This is a genomic window from Streptococcus sp. 27098_8_103 (assembly GCF_041432345.1).
In the GTDB taxonomy this organism is placed as follows: domain Bacteria; phylum Bacillota; class Bacilli; order Lactobacillales; family Streptococcaceae; genus Streptococcus; species Streptococcus mitis_BV.
The window spans coordinates 12543-29076 of the sequence record NZ_JAPVZK010000008.1; the positions used below are offsets into that span (position 1 = coordinate 12543).

Here is a 16534-nt window from a genome sequence, read left to right on the forward strand (position 1 = left end):
AGAGGTGACTTCATCTCTTGTTTTTTTGTGGTACAATAGAGCTATGAAACATTTTGATACTATCGTCATTGGTGGAGGTCCTGCTGGTATGATGGCTACGATTTCCAGTAGCTTTTATGGACAGAAAACCCTCCTCATCGAAAAAAATCGGAAACTTGGAAAAAAATTAGCTGGTACTGGTGGGGGACGTTGCAATGTAACCAACAACGGAACTCTAGATGACCTACTAGCTGGCATCCCTGGAAATGGGCGCTTTCTCTACAGTGTCTTCTCCCAATTTGATAACCATGATATCATTAATTTTTTTACAGAAAATGGTGTTAAACTTAAGGTCGAAGACCACGGACGCGTCTTTCCTGCTAGTGACAAGTCTCGGACCATTATCGAGGCCTTGGAAAAGAAAATCACTGAACTCGGTGGTCGAGTTGCTACTCAAACGGAGATTGTTTCGGTTAAAAAGATAGACGACCAGTTTGTCCTTAAGTCCGCAGACCAAACCTTCACTTGTGAGAAACTCATTGTCACAACTGGTGGGAAATCCTATCCCTCTACTGGTTCGACTGGTTTTGGTCACGAGATTGCCCGTCATTTTAAGCATACCATTACCGATCTTGAAGCCACTGAAAGTCCTTTGTTGACAGATTTTCCACACAAGGCCTTACAAGGAATTTCATTGGACGATGTGACCCTAAGCTATGGTAAGCATGTCATCACTCACGATTTGCTCTTTACCCACTTTGGTTTGTCAGGCCCTGCTGCTCTGCGTATGTCCAGCTTTGTCAAGGGCGGAGAGGTTCTCTCACTGGATGTTCTACCTCAACTTTCTGAGAAAGACTTGGCTACATTTCTAGAAGAAAATCGGGAAAAATCTCTAAAAAATGCCTTAAAAACTTTACTTCCAGAACGCTTGGCAGAATTTTTTGTGCCAGGCTATCCTGACAAAGTCAAACAACTGACTGAAAAGGAACGCGAACAACTTGTCCAGTCTATCAAGGGACTTAAAATTCCTGTAACTGGTAAAATGTCCCTTGCCAAGTCCTTTGTTACCAAAGGGGGCGTCAGTCTCAAGGAAATCAATCCCAAAACTCTAGAAAGTAAGCTGGTACCTGGACTCCACTTTGCTGGCGAGGTACTGGATATCAATGCCCACACGGGTGGGTTTAACATCACTTCTGCCCTCTGTACTGGTTGGGTGGCGGGATCAAACCCAATCTAAATCTGAATTATTTAATGGCTAAATCAGCCCCAAAAGAAAGGAAGTCCTTTGGAACATATTATCTTGTTAAGGGGAGTTACTCCTAATGGAAAAAATGCTATCCCTAAAATGTCTTATCTAGTAGATATCTTAACAGAAGCCGGTTTTCAACAAGTTCGAACCTATATTCAAAGTGGGAATATCATTCTTGAAAGTGATTTAGATTTAGAAGAAATACGAGAATGTGTTCATACTCTGATAAAGGAAAAAATTGGGGCCGACTTAAAAATGGTTATCAAGAACAAAAGTGATTTTAAAAAAATTGTCCAAGAAAACCCGTTTGGAGAACACTATCTTTATGACCGTATACATGTGATTTTTTATCAAGAATCTATTCAAAGTCTCCCTTTAGAAAAATTGAAAATTGATTACGGTGAAGAAGAAATTTGTATCGGTAACCATTGTCTTTACCTCTATCTCCCTAGAACTGCAAAACGAAAAAAGCTCAGTACCAACTATCTTGAAAAGCTTTTTAATGTAGATTTGACCATGCGAAAACTAAATGTAGTAGAAAAATTATTAAGCAAGTAGTGCTTGAATTTAGTAAAAATCGGAAGAATGCTCCTCCGATTTTATTTTGTCTGAGTTTGGACATAATAGGCAATCACATCTGATGTGTACTGGGCTGTTCCAGGTCCAAATTTGTCAATGTTTTCCTTAAATTCTGGGTTGTAGACGTAGCCTTTACCGATATAACCAAATACCTCAATAGAGCAGTCAAATCCATAAGTACGGATGGCTTGCAAGAGTTTAGCGGCTTCTTCTTGATTTTCGGTTGCTGTTACAGGTAGACCAGCTTGAAGATTTTGTGACAAGGCTCGAAAGACTTGATTGAAGGCAGCCGTAGCTTCGTCTTCGTGACCTTTTTGGCGCTCCAGCGCTTGGTCCATCACATCTTGTCCATACTTCTCTACCGCCTCTTGGTGGTATTTTTGATGGTCTTGATAGTTAAATCCTGCGAATTTCTCTTGAATGCTCATTTCTCTTTCTCCTTTTTGTTCTTGAATGGTTTTTTGCAAGGTGGAAATCAAGGTATCCAGATGTTGCCTTTCTCGAGTCAAATAGTCCAACTGTCTAGTCAAGTGAGGCAATAAATCTGATTTATCTTCCTTTAACAGCTCTGCTATTTTTTCTAAAGAAAAACCTAGATATTTGTAGTAAAGAATGACCTGAAGGCGTTCCAAATCCTCCTGACTGTAGGTTCGATAACCGTTTTCCGACTTTAAAGGAACCAAAAGTCCTATCTTATCGTAGTGGTGTAGGGTCTTAACAGAGACGCCCGAAAGCTGCGCAGCTTCTTTTATATGGTACATGATTTCCTCCTTACAATGATAGTATAACCCCTCCCCTTAGGTCAGAGTCAAGCGTTTTTGCGAAATTTTTTACTTTATCATAACATGAAAATGGTTTTCTTGACAGACCTTATAAAACATGATAGGATAGTCAAGTCTATCAATCAAAAGAAACGCTCATTTTGAGTACTTATGAGGCTAGTTGCCAAGGGCAGTAGCTTTTTCTTTTGTAATACTAATTTTAGGAGTTTAACTATGTCTGAAAAATCTCAATGGGGTTCTAAACTGGGCTTTATTCTAGCATCTGCTGGTTCAGCCATCGGACTTGGTGCCGTTTGGAAATTCCCTTATATGACTGCTGCTAACGGTGGAGGAGGCTTTTTACTGGTCTTTCTCATCTCCACTATTCTAATCGGTTTCCCCCTTTTGCTTGCAGAATTTGCCCTCGGCCGAAGCGCTGGTGTCTCAGCTATCAAAACCTTTGGAAAACTGGGCAAGAATAGCAAGTACAACTTTATCGGTTGGATTGGTGCCTTTGCCCTTTTTATCCTTTTATCGTTTTACAGTGTTATTGGGGGCTGGATTTTAGTCTATCTAGGCATTGAGTTTGGAAAATTGTTCCAAATTGGTGGAACGGGGGATTATGCTCAGTTATTTACTTCAATCATTTCAAATCCAGCCATTGCCCTAGGAGCTCAAGTAGCCTTTATCCTGTTGAATATCTTTATTGTATCACGTGGGGTTCAAAAAGGGATTGAAAGAGCTTCGAAAGTCATGATGCCCCTGCTCTTTATTATCTTTGTCGTCATCATCGGACGTTCTCTCAGTTTGCCAAATGCCATGGAAGGGGTTCTTTACTTCCTAAAACCAGACTTTTCTAAGCTGACCAGCGCTGGTCTCCTCTATGCTCTGGGACAATCTTTCTTTGCCCTCTCACTAGGGGTTACAGCTATGTTGACCTATGCTTCTTACTTGGACAAGAAAACCAATCTAGTCCAGTCAGGGATTTCCATCGTAGCCATGAATATTTCAGTATCTATCATGGCGGGTCTAGCCATTTTCCCAGCCATGTCAGCCTTCAATATCCAGTCTGAAGGGGGGCCGAGCTTGCTCTTTATCGTCTTGCCTCAACTCTTTGACAAGATGCCTTTTGGAACCATTTTCTACATCCTCTTCCTCTTGCTCTTCCTCTTTGCGACGGTCACTTCTTCCGTCGTTATGCTGGAAATCAATGTGGGTAATATCACCAATCAGGACAACAGCAAGCGTGCTAAATGGAGTGTGATTTTAGGAATTTTGACCTTTGTCTTTGGAATTCCTTCAGCCCTATCTTACGGTGTCATGGCGGATGTTCACATCTTTGGGAAGACCTTCTTTGACGCTATGGACTTCTTGGTTTCCAATCTCCTCATGCCATTTGGAGCTCTCTGCCTTTCACTTTTTACAGGCTATATCTTTAAAAAGGCTCTTGCAATGGAGGAACTCCATCTCGATGAAACAGCATGGAAACAGGGACTTTTCCAAGTCTGGCTCTTCCTTCTTCGCTTTATCATCCCAATCATCATCATTGTGGTCTTTATCGCCCAATTTATGTAATCAAAAAGGACTTGAGTAGTGAACTCAGGCCCTTTCTTTTTTATGGATGGCTAACAATCAATTCCAAACCTTGCCCTTCCAGAGTCCAAGCTTCAACATCACTTGGTAGGATAAAGTGGCTACCTTTTTGGATTGGATAGTTTTTCCCGTCAACAGTAAGCTGACCTTGACCAGCCAAGACACTCAACAAGCTGTAGTCAGCTGTCTTTTTGAAGTCCACTTTTCCAGTAATTTCCCACTTGTAAACTGCAAAGAAATCATTGGATACAAGGAGAGTGGAACGCAAATCATCTGCTTTAACAGTTACAGGACGGCTATTTGCAGGCTCACCAATGTTCAAGACATCAATGGATTTTTCAAGGTGAAGTTCACGCAAGTTACCATTATCATCCTTACGGTCAAAGTCATAGACACGATAGGTGGTGTCACTAGACTGCTGGGTTTCAAGAATCAAGATGCCTGCTCCGATAGCATGCATGGTGCCACTTGGAACATAGAAGAAATCTCCAGCCTTAACAGGTACTTTGGTAAGCAAGGCATCCCAGTTCTTGTCCTCAATTTGCTGGCGGAGTTCTTCTTTTGATTTGGCATTGTGACCGTAGATAATTTCTGAACCTTCGTCCGCTGCGATAATGTACCAGCACTCTGTTTTTCCAAGTTCGCCTTCATGCTCGAGTCCGTAAGCATCGTCTGGATGAACTTGAACACTGAGCCAGTCGTTGGCATCGAGGATTTTGGTCAAAAGAGGAAATACAGGTTCTGGACGGTTGCCAAACAATTCACGGTGTTCCGCATATAAAGTAGCCAGGTCTGTTCCCTCAAAACGACCATTGGCTACCTTTGAAACTCCATTTGGATGAGCTGATATGGCCCAATATTCTCCGATTTTTTCACTTGGGATGTCGTAGCCAAACTCATCACGTAGCTTGGTTCCACCCCAAATTTTTTCTTGCATAACTGATTGTAAAAATAATGGTTCTGACATCATATTCTCCTGTCTGATTTTTCTCCCCTCATTATAGCAAAAAAAGAGTTTCATTAGAACTCTTTTTCACATCTTATAAAGTAGAGAGAAGATTTTATAAAAATAGTAACGATATACTTTTTTCTTTGGTAGAGACGAACATAAAAGACTCTCGTAAAGCTAGCTGTCACTGGACTTTTCCCTCAACTCTCATTCAAAAATTACTTTAATGAAGCATCTATTTTCATAAACGAACAAAACTGAAACCAGTCTTCTTTTTAAATCAAAGCTGTAATAGCCGTCACTAGGCCAAAAATAATACCTGGTGCATTCGCTGCTGCAAGGGGGATATCTCTTTCTTTTTTGAAAAGACCGTAGTAGACCCATAGACTGCAGTTGATCGCTGCAACCAAGGGCTGGATGAAATTTCCTTTTTGACCAGCCAGATTGTCCATGATTTGTGGGAAGTAAGATACATACATCATAACAGACATAAAGGTCGCTACCCAACCTAAAATTTTCATTTGTTTTTCAGACATTTTCAAAACCTCTTTCATTTTTACTGAATCTTATTTTAAAATATTCTTTCAAAACAATCAAGTCTTTAAAACTTTTGTTATAAAGATATAAACTATCACAATCTTGTTATAAGAAAGAGGGAACAGAAAAAAGACCGAATTGCTCCGTTCTGTTTACTCAATCAAATATTAGAAAATGAATACTCCTTTTCAATGAATCGATTGATTGATGGTAAATAAGCCGTTAGAAATTATTGACAGTATCGAAATTTTCTAGTAAAATGAATTTTGTTAATACCTAAATGGTGTGTAGTTTTCTATCAACATAGTCAGGAGAAAAGGAACTTATGCTAAAAAAATTTAATGAATTGTCACTGAAAGATAAGGCTTATCTAATTGGCGGTTTGAGCTTATTAGTCATTGTGATCTCATTTGGTCTACTCAATCGTCAAACAGTAACTGTCAGTCTTGTCTTTACACAACTATCTGCTCCCTTGATTTTGGTGATTTTTACTTGTCTAGTAATCGGGATCATTGCTGGTAGTGCTATTGGTATTAGCTATCACCATAACAAGACTCAAGATCTGAGAAGCCGCATTGCTGAAGCAGAAGCGACTATCAATATAAAAGACAGGGAGCTTGTCCAGTACGAGGAACAGGTGCAACAATTAAAACAGGAAGCCAAACAATAAGTGTAGAAATCATAACCACCCGTGAAAACGGGTGGTTTTTTGTCTCGCACCTAACGGAGCGAGACGGACTGAAAGTCGCATAAATACAAAAAAGATCGAATTGCTCCGATCTTTTTAAGTTTCACTCCAAGAATGTTTAGATAAAAAATTTGATAATAGAATTACCTACTTCATACGATAAAAATCAATCACTAGACCAGCAGGCCCTTTAACTAATAAGGACTCTGTTCCCCAATCGGTTACAGTTGGTCCGTTTAAAACCTGGATACCAAGTTCTTTCAACCGTTGGTAATTCTGGTCTACATCCTCAACCTCGATATGAAGAATGATTCCTGACTGAAAATCTTCCAAAGGAATCAAATGATTTTGGGACAACATCAGACAGTGACTGCCAATCGTAAACTGAGCAAAACTGTCATCAACATAATCGGGCTTTTTATCCAAAATACGCTCCAAGTCAGCACAGACTTGGGGAACATCTGAAACGATAATATCTAATTGATTTAAATTCATTTACTATCCTCCATAAAAAGACCGGATTGCTCCGATCTTTTTAAGTTCCACGAAGGAATTATTTAATTGCGCGTGATTGCAATCCTTCTTCTTCCAAGAAGAGGCGGAATGGTACGAGTTCTTCTGCTTCGTATTTTTCCTTGAAGTCTTTGATTGCTTCTTCTGAGTGAAGTTTTGGATCCAATTCAAGTACTTCTACTGGAAGTGGACGGTGTGGAGTGATGCGAGCATCGATCACAACAGTTTTACCTTCTTTGTTGAGTTTAACAGCTTCTGCAACAACTGCATCGATGTCTTCGATACGGTCAACTGTAAATCCTACAGCACCTTGAGCTTCAGCGATTTTCGCATAGTCAGCATTAGGGAAGTCACAACCAAACAAGTGTTTGTTTGTGTCTTCGTATTTGTCCTTGATGAAGGCATATTTACCATTTGAGAAGACAACGTTGATAACTGGAAGGTCGTATTGAACGTTTGTGATAACGTCTGGGTAGCACATGTTGAATGCACCGTCACCCATGATGTTCCATACTTGGCGATCTGGATTGTCTTTCTTAGCAGCGATACCACCAGGAAGGGCAATACCCATTGTCGCAAAGAGTGGAGATGTACGCCACATGTTCTTAGGTGTCATGTGAAGGTGACGAGTAGATGTTTGAGTAGTGTCACCTACGTCGATTGAGTAGATAGCGTCTTGATCAGCATGTTTGTTGATTGCATTGTAAACTTGATACAATTGCAATTCACCCTCAGTTTTACCTTCGATTTTGTTCATGTAATCACGCCAGTTTTGGTTGTTCTTAACGTTTGCACGCCACCATGGAGTAGATTCAACTGGGTTCACTTTGTCAAGGATAGCTTTAGCTGCTTGACCTGCATCACCAAGGATTGAAGCGTCTAGGGCATGACGTTTACCAAGTTTGTAAGGGTCGATATCCACTTGGATGAATTTTTCAGTATTCTTGAATGCTTGGTAAACTTCAGCAAATGGGAAGTTTGAACCAAGGAAAAGAACTGTGTCTGCTTCAAAGACAACTTCGTTGGCTGGTTTCCAACCAACACGGTAAGCAGAACCTGTCAAACCTTCATAGTTCCATTCGAAAGCTTCAAAGTTTTTACCAGTTGTGATGATTGGTGCTTTGATTTTACGTGACAATTCAGTAATCACTTCACCAGCTTTAACACCACCGTAACCAGCATAGATAACTGGACGTTCAGCATTGTTCAAGATTTCAACAGCTTTGTCGATTTCAACTTCGTTCAAAGCAGGAGCGATGAATGAACGCTCGTATGAACCTGATCCATAGTATGAGTTTTCGTCGATTTCTTGGAAACCGAAGTTTACTGGGATTTCAACAACAGCTGGACCTTTTTTAGAAACTGCAGCACGGCAAGCTTCGTCAATAACTTTTGGCAATTGCTCAGCGTAAGCTACACGTTTGTTATATACAGCGATACCGTTGTACATTGGGTTTTGGTTCAATTCTTGGAAAGCATCCATGTTGAGTTCGTTAACTGGACGTGATCCAAGGATTGCTAGGAATGGAGTGTTATCCATAGCTGCATCGTAAACACCGTTAATCAAGTGAGTCGCACCTGGACCACCTGAACCAACTGCAACCCCGATTGAGCCACCGAATTTAGCTTGCATAACCGCTGCAAGAGCACCTGTTTCTTCGTGGCGAACTTGCAAGAAGCGGATATCTTTATCTTCAGCCAAAGCGTCCATCAATGAGCTGAGTGTTCCTGATGGGATACCGTAGATTGTGTCTACGCCCCATGTTTTCAATACGTTAAGCATTGCTGCAGATGCAGTAATTTTCCCTTGAGTCATAATGATAACTCTCCTTCAAATATTTTTAAATCTACTAAAAAAGGTTTCATATAGTTTTTGAAAACGTTTCAGTAAATTTTTACACTACTAATTTATCACATTTATTTTGACTTTACTAAGAATCTGCTCAGAAGTTTTTATTCTCTATTACAGTACAGTTTGGAAACGTTTTTAGTTTCTGTTTTATAATAAAAAAGCGAGCAAGCTCGCTTTTAGTCTATTTTACTAAAGTTTAGTAAGAGTGAACTAGTCAGAACAGATACAGAACTAAAGGCCATAGCTAGACCTGCCAGTTCTGGATTGAGGGCCAGTCCAACACCTGAAAAGACTCCTGCTGCAATCGGAATTCCGGCGACATTGTAGATAAAGGCCCAGAAAAGATTGAGCAGAATTCGATTAAAGGTTTTCTTACTCATGTCAAAGGCACGAACCACGCCTAGGAGGTTATTGGTTGTCAACACTAAATCTGCTGACTCGATAGCGATATCCGTTCCAGCTCCCATAGCAATCCCCACATCTGCTACACTAAGGGCAGGAGCGTCATTGATACCGTCCCCAACAAAGGCTACTTTGCCAGCCGCTTGTAGTTTATGGATTTCATGAGCTTTTTCTTCTGGCAAGACACCTGCAATGACCTCTTCGATTCCGATTTGATCGGCAATGGCACGCGCCACACCAGCATTGTCTCCTGTCAGCATGACTGTTTTAAGACCTCGTTTTTTCAACTGACTGATGGCAAGCTTAGCATTTTCCTTAGGAATATCTTGCAGAGCAAGCAAGCCTTTGATTTCATTCTCAACAGCCAAGAACACAACTGTCTTAGCTTCTTTTTCCAGTTCTTCTAATTTTTCTTGATAAACGCTTGAAATGTTCATGCCATCCAGCATTTTAGCATTTCCAAGCAAAACTTGTTTCCCATTGATTTGCCCTGAAACACCTTTTCCGTGCAAGGCTTGGAAATTTTCAACAGTGTGAAACTCAAGTCCAGCTTCACTCGCTCGTTTCACAACGGCTTCAGCCAGTGGGTGTTGAGAAGCTTCTTCCAAGGAAGCTGCCAATCCAAGCACTTCTACTTCGTTGCCGATGATATCTGTGACCACAGGTTTCCCTTCCGTCAAAGTCCCGGTCTTATCAAAGACGATAGTTTGGACTTTCTGGATTTCCTGTAGAACCGTTCCATTTTTGAGGAGAACTCCCATCTTGGCACTGCGACCTGTCCCCACCATAAGGGCTGTCGGTGTTGCAAGTCCCAAGGCACAAGGGCAGGCAATAATCAGAACTGCTACTCCATAGAGAAGCGAAGACACAAAGCTCGCTCCAAGCACAACTACACTATCCCTGAGCAAGACGAACCAAACCCAAAAGGTCACAATCCCTAAAATGACAACTGCTGGTACAAAAATCCCTGAAATTTTATCCGTCAAGTCCTGAATCGGCGCACGACTGGTTTGAGCTTTCTTCACAAAATCCACAATCTGAGCCAAAACAGTCTCTGAACCAACTTTTTCTGCTCTAAAAACAAGTGTTCCACTATTATTGATGGTTGAACCAATGACGGTATCTCCAACTGTCTTGTCCACAGGCAGACTCTCACCTGTCACCATAGACTCATCAATACTAGAGATACCTTCTACTACGACACCATCAACCGCAATCTTTTCACCGGGACGCACTCGAATCAGGTCACCTACCTTGACTTGCTCCAAGGGGACTTGAACATAGTTATCCTCACGCAAGACTTCTGCAGTTTTAGCCTGCAAGTCAAGTAATTTCTCCACAGCTTGGGAAGTATTTTTCCGCATTTTCTCCTCAAAAACGGCTCCCATAAGAACGAAGAAGAAGATAAATGCAGCACTTTCAAAGTAAACGGGGAGGCCAGCGAAGAGGGCAACTAAGCTATAGAAGTAGGCCACTAGGGTTCCAAGAGCAACCAAGGTATCCATGTTGGCATTATGCTTTTTAAAACTAGCCCAAGCACTTTGGATATAAGGACCACCTGCTACTAGCATAATCGGTGTTGTGGCTAAAAAGGTGCCCCAACGCATGACTTGGTGACTAATTCCTCCTGTCGACATTCCAATCATGAGAATCACAAGAGGCACAGTAAAGATACTAGTAATCCAAAAACGCTGTAAAAGTGATAGAGATTTTCGAGTCTTCTCAACAACTGTATAACTTCCCTTTTGCATCTTCATACCACAAGAAAATTCATGTTGACCTAATTCTTGAGGTGTAAAACGAATGACTTTCTCCTCATCTACGCCGATTGGTTCCAAGATGCCTTCTTCTTCAAACAGAATTTCCTTGTAACAGTTTGAAGGAGTTGCTCGATGAAAGGTAATCTCAGCTGGAATCCCTTTTTGAAGCTGTATATGAGCTGGATGGTAGCCTTTGTCTGCCGTGATACGGATTTTTTGAACACCATTTTCAAGACTTGCTTTTACAATTTCAGTCATATCATTCTCCTATTCTACAATCATCTTACCGTGCATCATATTCATGCCACAAGAGAAACCATACTCTCCAGCCTGCTCAGGCGTGATTTCCACTACATACTCTTCCCCCATTGGCAGATCCGCATGTACACCAAAGTCTGGAAATACGATCTGATCCAAACATGGTGAAGGATCTTTGCGGTCAAAGACAATGCGGGCTGGCACTGATTTCTTGAGGATAATCAACTCAGGCGTATAGCCTCCCATGACTTCCACTCGAATCTCTTGGTAGCCGTTTTTTTGCTGGGCCTTTTGTCCAGATTTTTCAGGCTTTTTGAAAAACCAAAACAAGATAAACGCGATAAGGGCAATACAAATAATTGTTACAATAATATTCAACATGACGTCTCCTTTACATACAATTACATTTTACTTCTGTTACAGCGCTTGATTTCTTCTCAGAAATCACAGCTTCCAAGTCTTCCAAGTCAGCCTTAGTAAAATCACATTCAGCAATCAAATCAGCCAACAAGTTCTTAATCCTACGGGAACAAACCTTGTCCTTGATATCTTGGACAAGCAAGTCTCGGCTTTGGTCTAGAGTTAAAAGCGCCGAATAAACAAAGGACTTACCTTCTTTTTTCCTTGTCAGGCACTCTTTCTCAACCAAACGAGCCAAAAGAGTTTGAATGGTTGACTTGGACCAGTCGAACCGCTCTGCCAGAACCCTGATCAAATCCGTACTAGTCTGCTCTCCTTGCATCCAAATAATCTTCATGACCTGCCATTCTGCATCTGAAATCTGCATAATCACACCTCCAAAATCTACATTTGTCAATTACAATTATCAGTATACTCTTAAAATCTACATTTGTCAACTATGAAATTAATCTTTTCTTTGAAAAATTGAATTTTAACCCTATGATAAAGGATTTGCAGTCAAATCTTACTATATAAACTATGAAAATATGCTATACTAAAGAAAAAAGAAAACAACCACTAGGGGTGCGTAAAGCTGAGATTAACGACTGTTAGACCCTTTGACTCAATCTAGGTAATGCTAGCTGATGGAAGTGGAAATGATAATGGGGACTAGCAGTCTTCTATTGCCTTTCTAAAACAGACTAGCTTGTTCTTAAGAATACAAACTTCAGTTGGTTGGGAGGTTTTAGATGACTTATTTACCCGTTGCTTTGACCATTGCAGGGACTGACCCTAGTGGTGGTGCTGGCATTATGGCTGACTTAAAGTCGTTCCAAGCTAGAGATGTCTATGGAATGGCCGTTGTGACCAGTCTTGTCGCTCAAAATACCAGAGGTGTTCAATTAATCGAGCACGTTTCTCCTCAAATGTTGAAAGCCCAATTGGAGAGTGTCTTTTCTGATATTCCACCTCAGGCTGTAAAAACAGGGATGTTGGCAACTACTGAGATCATGGAGATCATCCAGCCCTATCTTAAAAAGCTGGATTGTCCCTACGTCCTTGACCCTGTTATGGTCGCAACAAGCGGAGACACCCTGATTGATACCAGTGCCAGAGACTACCTAAAAACAAATCTACTTCCCCTTGCAACTATTATTACACCCAATCTTCCTGAGGCAGAAGAGATTGTTGGTTTTTCAATCCATGATCCTGAAGACATGCAGCGTGCCGGTCGCCTGATTTTAAAAGAATTTGGTCCTCAGTCTGTTGTCATCAAAGGAGGCCATCTCGAAGGCGGTGCCAAGGATTTCCTCTTTACCAAGGAGGACCAATTTGTCTGGGAAAGTCCACGAATTCAAACCTGTCATACACATGGTACTGGATGTACCTTTGCTGCAGTGATTACTGCTGAACTAGCCAAGGGGAAAACCCTCTATCAAGCAGTCGATAAAGCCAAGGCCTTTATCACGAAAGCCATCCAAGACGCCCCTCAACTCGGTCATGGTTCTGGCCCAGTTAACCATACAAGCTTTAAAGATTAAAAAAACTCTCTAGTTCCTACTTTAAGGGAATTAGAGAGTTTTTATACTCTTCGAAAATCTCTTCAAACGACGTCAGCTTTATCTGCAACCTCAAAGCTGTGCTTTGAGCAACCTGCGACTAGCTTCCTAGTTTGCTCTTTGATTTTCATTGAGTATTAATTAGAAAATAATGTCATCCAACTTTGTCAAAAAGGCTTGCGTTTTTGTCTCTATATCTTCTGCCTGCATCAAATCACGCACTACAGCTACACCAGCTATGCCCGTGCCGATAAGTTGGTCAATGTTCTCTGATGTCAAGCCGCCAATGGCAACTACTGGAATGGCAACCCTTTGGCAAATTGTCTTCAAGGTTGAAATCAGAGTGATGGGTGCATTTTCCTTGGTCGTAGTCGGGAAAATGGCTCCTGTCCCCAAGTAATCCGCACCTCCTTCTTCTGCCTCGAGGGCTCTTTTTACAGTTTTAGCTGTGACACCGAGGATTTTTTCAGGACCTAGGACTTTGCGGGCAACCGAAACTGGTAGTTCATCGTCTCCAATATGCAGACCAGCAGCATCAACCGCAAGACAAACATCCAAACGATCATCGATTATCAAGGGTACCTGATAGGCATCTGTTATTTCCTTGACTTGTTTTGCCAGTTGATAATATTGATTTGTTGTGAGATTTTTTTCTCGTAATTGGACTATGGTAACCCCTGAACGGCAAGCCCTCTCAATCTTTTCAAGAAAGCTTTCCAAGGAATCTTGGTAGCGATTGGTTACCAGATACAGTCTAAGCGCCTCTCTATTCATAAACATCTCCTTTGATAGCATCTAGCCAGTTTTCATCTCTTTTGAGGAGCGAAAGCTGATTGAGTACTTGGTATCGAAAATCTTCCAATCCCATTCCTTGAACAACTATTCTCTCAGCGGAGATATTGAGATAAGAAACCGCTAGGAAAGAAGCTTCAAAGGCAGTCTTTCCTTGGCTGAGAAAAACAGCTGTTAAAGCTCCAACCAAGTCTCCTGTCCCTGTTATCCAGTCTAATTCAGCACAGCCATTCTCCAATACAGCAACCTGATTCTCTGAAACGATGAGATCCTTGGGGCCAGTAACTAAGAATGACATACCAGGATAGGTTTGACACCAGTCTTTCAAGACTTGAAGTAAATCCTCAGTTTCTTGATCTTTAGCACTGGCATCGACCCCAACTCCGTGGTGTTTTAAGCCAACAAGACTTCGAATTTCCGACATGTTTCCTTTAAGTACCGTAGGTCTATAGTCTAAAAGGTCTTTAACTAAGCTCTTACGAATGGATGAAGCTGTTACGCCAACCGCATCTACCACCATTGGGAGAAAAACTTGAGCTGCATAAGAAGCTACCATACGGATTGCTTTTTCCTTCTCAGCAGACAAATGCCCCAAATTGATGAAGAGTGCCTGGCTTTGCTTAGTAAAATCAAGAACCTCACGAGGGTCATCTGCCATGACAGGTTTGCATCCTAGGGCCAAAATGCCATTAGCCAGCATCTCACAAGAAATCTCATTGGTGATGCAGTGAATTAGGGAACTAGAGCCTAGAGGAAAGGGATTTGTAAATGCCTGCATCAGTCTATCCTTTCACTGAAAAAATATCCTTGCACTTTTTTAAAGAATTCCTGCTTGATTAAAAATCGAAAGGCAATAAAGGAAATCACTGTACCAATCAAGGTTGCTCCGAAAAATCGAGGAGTGTAGATAAACCAGCTAAGCTTAGCAGCCGATCCTGTAAAAAGTACCATAACAGGATAAGAAACAATAGAACCAATAATACCTGTTCCCAAAATTTCTCCTAGAGCAGAATAGTGAAATTTCCGACCGTACTTATAAAAGAGACCTGCAAGAAGGGCTCCAAAAGTCGCTCCTGTAAGTGCTAAAGGCGGAATCCCTTGAGTCGTCATACGGATAAAGGCTGTGACTGTAGCCATGACCAAGGCATAAACAGGTCCCATCATGATTCCTGCCAGAATATTAACTACACTGGACATCGGTGCCATTCCCTCAATCCGAAAGATAGGCGTAAGGACTACATCAAGGGCAATCATCATGGATAAAATGGTTAATTTGTGAACCTGTAATTGGTGCTTTCTCATATTTCTATTCTTCTCCTGTTTCTAAAGACTGTAAATCGCTTTTCCATGTCTGGTGTTGGTAGGCCATTTCCCAAAACTTAGCTTCCATATGAACACTGATGTGGAAGGCATCTAGCATTTTTTTCTTGTCTGTCTCGTCACTTTCTCGATAGAGTTGATTGACCAGAGCCTCTTCCTCTCTGATCTGTTGCTCCAACTCATCCGTAATATAAGTTTCAATCCATTGTTGGTAGAGAGGATTTGGTGATGGTTTAAGATTAAGTGATTTGCCTATATCATGATATAGCCAAGGACAAGGCAGCAAGCTCGCAAAGGCAATACCCAAGTTTGGCTCTGCAAATTGCCGATAAATGTGAGAGATATAATGATAACAAGTTGGAGCGATTGGATGTTGCTCCATTTCCTGGTCGCTGATTTCTAATTCCTTGAAAAATTGTTGGCGGATAAATAACTCACCTTCCACTAGACTCTGAGCATTTTGTTTCAAGAGTCTTTTCATCTCTTGATTTGAAGTCTTATCAGCCAAGAGGTGATAGGCTTCTGAGAAGGCCTTCAAATAGTAGGCATCCTGAATCAAGTAATAGCGAAAGATGGACGGGTCTAAATTACCCTCTTGCAACTGTAAAACAAAGGGGTGATGAAAGGAAGCTTGCCAAGCTTCCTTGGATAATTCCATCGCAATATCTGTAAATTCCATAATAACTCCTTTATAAAAATAGACTGGTTTGAAGTAATAAAAAGAACAGCAGGTAGATGAATAGTGTCCTTTGAGGAATATAAAAAGTCCGATAGCGATTCTCCACCTGTGCATGTTCGTCATATCCATGCGCCGACAGGGCTCTCAGGTAAAGATGGCGCCATCTAAAGACCGTCATCAAAACCTTACTGTAAATCAAGGGCGACCAAAAATGTAGTTCTTGACCACGTAATAAGCAAGCTTCCTTGAGGGACTTGATTTCTTGCTGAATAAGGGGAAAGGAATTGAATACCACAATCAAGGCATAAGCCCAAGAGCGTGATAACCCCTTTTGAGCCAAGTACAAGAGAAGCTCTTTTAAGGAAATAGAGGAAACAAAGACAAGACCGATACAAACCGTCACAAAGGCTCTCGTTCCAAGCATGACTGCCTGCGAAGCATCTCCGTGTAACTGAACTGCCCAGTAGTTGGCCAAGGATGGCAAGATGGCGAGCAGAATCATCCAAGCCAATACTTTAAATCGACGGTAATAGAGCATAAAGAGAATACAAAATGCAACTACCGAGAGATTAAGAGCAATCGAAGGAATGAAAGATGTTTCCAAGGATAAAATCAGCAAGAAAAGACTAATAATTGGTGTCTGGGTTGCTACTTTGACCATA

At 41.3% G+C, this 16534-nt stretch carries 18 protein-coding genes and 1 riboswitch; of the genes, 5 read left to right on the forward strand and 13 right to left on the reverse strand.

The annotated features are described in order from the left end of the window. Positions 1-43: 43 nt before the first annotated feature. Together O3599_RS03685 and O3599_RS03690 are read left to right on the forward strand one after the other, a co-directional pair. Positions 44-1216, forward strand: a complete 1173-nt coding sequence (locus tag O3599_RS03685; RefSeq protein WP_371512026.1) for an NAD(P)/FAD-dependent oxidoreductase — start codon at positions 44-46, stop codon at positions 1214-1216. Between the two features lie 48 nt (positions 1217-1264). Next, positions 1265-1786 carry a DUF1697 domain-containing protein gene (locus tag O3599_RS03690; protein ID WP_020903482.1) on the forward strand — a complete coding sequence of 174 codons (522 nt, stop codon included), beginning with the start codon at positions 1265-1267 and terminating at the stop codon, positions 1784-1786. Between the two features lie 41 nt (positions 1787-1827). Here O3599_RS03690 and O3599_RS03695 read toward each other — a convergent pair whose 3' ends face one another. Beyond that, entirely contained in the window at positions 1828-2568 is a 741-nt protein-coding gene (locus O3599_RS03695; protein WP_229294734.1) for a MerR family transcriptional regulator, read from the reverse strand. A gap of 234 nt (positions 2569-2802) precedes the next feature. Here O3599_RS03695 and O3599_RS03700 point away from each other — a divergent pair, with 234 nt between their 5' ends. Beyond that, on the forward strand, positions 2803-4143 hold the full coding sequence (locus tag O3599_RS03700) for a sodium-dependent transporter (RefSeq protein WP_247939102.1): 1341 nt from the start codon (positions 2803-2805) through the stop codon (positions 4141-4143). Between the two features lie 40 nt (positions 4144-4183). Here O3599_RS03700 and manA read toward each other — a convergent pair whose 3' ends face one another. Next, the gene (gene manA / locus O3599_RS03705; protein WP_371512028.1) at positions 4184-5128 is read right to left on the reverse strand and encodes a mannose-6-phosphate isomerase, class I; all 945 of its coding nucleotides are present in this window, start codon (positions 5126-5128) and stop codon (positions 4184-4186) included. A 257-nt stretch (positions 5129-5385) separates the two neighbouring features. Further along, positions 5386-5646, reverse strand: a complete 261-nt coding sequence (locus O3599_RS03710; protein ID WP_261018197.1) for an SWEET family sugar transporter — start codon at positions 5644-5646, stop codon at positions 5386-5388. Positions 5647-5972: 326 nt separating this feature from the next. Here O3599_RS03710 and O3599_RS03715 point away from each other — a divergent pair, with 326 nt between their 5' ends. Then, a complete protein-coding gene (locus O3599_RS03715) occupies positions 5973-6317 on the forward strand; it encodes a lipopolysaccharide assembly protein LapA domain-containing protein (protein WP_000913393.1) in 345 nt (114 codons plus the stop codon). A 165-nt stretch (positions 6318-6482) separates the two neighbouring features. Here O3599_RS03715 and O3599_RS03720 read toward each other — a convergent pair whose 3' ends face one another. The 5 genes from O3599_RS03720 to O3599_RS03740 all read right to left on the reverse strand — a co-directional run bounded on the left by O3599_RS03720 (position 6483) and on the right by O3599_RS03740 (position 11907). Next, positions 6483-6830 (reverse strand): VOC family protein, encoded by a 348-nt coding sequence (locus O3599_RS03720; protein WP_001052638.1) that lies wholly within the window; start codon positions 6828-6830, stop codon positions 6483-6485. 58 nt (positions 6831-6888) lie between these two features. Further along, positions 6889-8664 carry a pyruvate oxidase gene (gene spxB, locus O3599_RS03725; RefSeq protein ID WP_000191819.1) on the reverse strand — a complete coding sequence of 592 codons (1776 nt, stop codon included), beginning with the start codon at positions 8662-8664 and terminating at the stop codon, positions 6889-6891. Positions 8665-8876: 212 nt separating this feature from the next. After that, entirely contained in the window at positions 8877-11120 is a 2244-nt protein-coding gene (locus tag O3599_RS03730; RefSeq protein ID WP_247939100.1) for a heavy metal translocating P-type ATPase, read from the reverse strand. Positions 11121-11129: 9 nt separating this feature from the next. After that, positions 11130-11501, reverse strand: coding sequence for a cupredoxin domain-containing protein (locus tag O3599_RS03735; RefSeq protein ID WP_000932059.1), 372 nt, complete (start codon positions 11499-11501; stop codon positions 11130-11132). 10 nt (positions 11502-11511) lie between these two features. After that, positions 11512-11907 carry a CopY/TcrY family copper transport repressor gene (locus O3599_RS03740; protein ID WP_203213160.1) on the reverse strand — a complete coding sequence of 132 codons (396 nt, stop codon included), beginning with the start codon at positions 11905-11907 and terminating at the stop codon, positions 11512-11514. A gap of 183 nt (positions 11908-12090) precedes the next feature. Further along, positions 12091-12188, forward strand: a riboswitch (TPP riboswitch). Between the two features lie 83 nt (positions 12189-12271). On the opposite strand from O3599_RS03740, the gene thiD reads away from it, so the two are divergent. After that, positions 12272-13063 carry a bifunctional hydroxymethylpyrimidine kinase/phosphomethylpyrimidine kinase gene (thiD, locus tag O3599_RS03745; RefSeq protein ID WP_000221754.1) on the forward strand — a complete coding sequence of 264 codons (792 nt, stop codon included), beginning with the start codon at positions 12272-12274 and terminating at the stop codon, positions 13061-13063. A 159-nt stretch (positions 13064-13222) separates the two neighbouring features. On the opposite strand, the gene thiE is transcribed toward thiD, so the two are convergent. From thiE to O3599_RS03770, 5 genes are read right to left on the reverse strand one after another with little or no spacing between them, the layout of a single operon-like run. Next, positions 13223-13855 (reverse strand): thiamine phosphate synthase, encoded by a 633-nt coding sequence (gene thiE / locus O3599_RS03750; protein ID WP_033685227.1) that lies wholly within the window; start codon positions 13853-13855, stop codon positions 13223-13225. Further along, positions 13848-14651 carry a hydroxyethylthiazole kinase gene (locus O3599_RS03755; protein ID WP_247939099.1) on the reverse strand — a complete coding sequence of 268 codons (804 nt, stop codon included), beginning with the start codon at positions 14649-14651 and terminating at the stop codon, positions 13848-13850. Before O3599_RS03755 ends, thiE begins: the two co-directional genes overlap by 8 nt. Beyond that, positions 14651-15175, reverse strand: coding sequence for an energy coupling factor transporter S component ThiW (thiW, locus tag O3599_RS03760; protein WP_247939098.1), 525 nt, complete (start codon positions 15173-15175; stop codon positions 14651-14653). Before thiW ends, O3599_RS03755 begins: the two co-directional genes overlap by 1 nt. Before the next feature lie 4 nt (positions 15176-15179). Next, a complete protein-coding gene (gene tenA / locus O3599_RS03765) occupies positions 15180-15872 on the reverse strand; it encodes a thiaminase II (RefSeq protein WP_033685231.1) in 693 nt (230 codons plus the stop codon). 10 nt (positions 15873-15882) lie between these two features. Beyond that, positions 15883-16533: an energy-coupling factor transporter transmembrane component T gene (locus O3599_RS03770; protein WP_371512033.1), complete on the reverse strand. Its 651-nt coding sequence runs from the start codon at positions 16531-16533 to the stop codon at positions 15883-15885. Position 16534 lies beyond the last annotated feature (1 nt).